Annotated in this window: 1 protein-coding gene; it reads left to right on the forward strand. The window is 57.1% G+C overall.

Translation table 11 applies throughout. From position 1 onward, the window contains the following. Positions 1-693, forward strand: a 693-nt coding sequence (gene sufD, locus HMPREF1627_RS01770) for a Fe-S cluster assembly protein SufD (RefSeq protein ID WP_034500595.1), incomplete at both ends; no start/stop codon positions are given.

Raw genomic sequence — 693 nt, forward strand, 5'->3', positions numbered from 1 at the left:
CTAGCGAGGCAGTGGTAGTAATCAACCACAAGGGTAAGGGAAAGCTGAACCAGACTGTAGAGATCGATGCGGCTGATGCGGCAAAGCTGACGGTAGTTTCTCTCCAAGAGTGGGAAGACACTGCTACTCACGCTTCGAATCACCGTATGCGGGCGGGGCGCGACACGCAGTTGCGTCACGTGGTAGTCACGCTCGGAGGCGACCTCGTTCGTCTGAGCGCAGATACTGAGTTCGCGTCCCCGCGGGGCAATATTGAAATGCTTGGCCTGTACTTCGTTGATGCTGGCCAGCATTTGGAACATCGCCCGTTCATCGCGCATACGCAGCCGCATTGCTACTCTCGCGTTACCTACAAGGGTGCGCTTCAAGGCAAGGATGCCCAAGCAGTTTGGGTGGGTGACTGTCTGATTGGCGCAAACGCTGACGGAACGGACACTTACGAGCTGAACCGCAACCTCGTGCTTTCCGAGGGAGCGCGTGCAGATTCCGTGCCAAATCTTGAAATCGAAAATGGTGAGATTGAGGGTGCGGGCCACGCGTCTGCGACGGGCCGTTTTGATGACGAGCAGCTGTTCTACCTGATGGCCCGCGGCATCTCTGAACGGGACGCGCGTCGCCTCGTGGTACTAGGATTCTTCGGCGAGCTGGTAAACCAGATTGGCGTACCCTCCGTCCAGGAACACCTTATGGAAA

The organism is Actinomyces sp. S6-Spd3 (assembly GCF_000758755.1).
Classification (GTDB): Bacteria; Actinomycetota; Actinomycetes; order Actinomycetales; family Actinomycetaceae; genus Pauljensenia.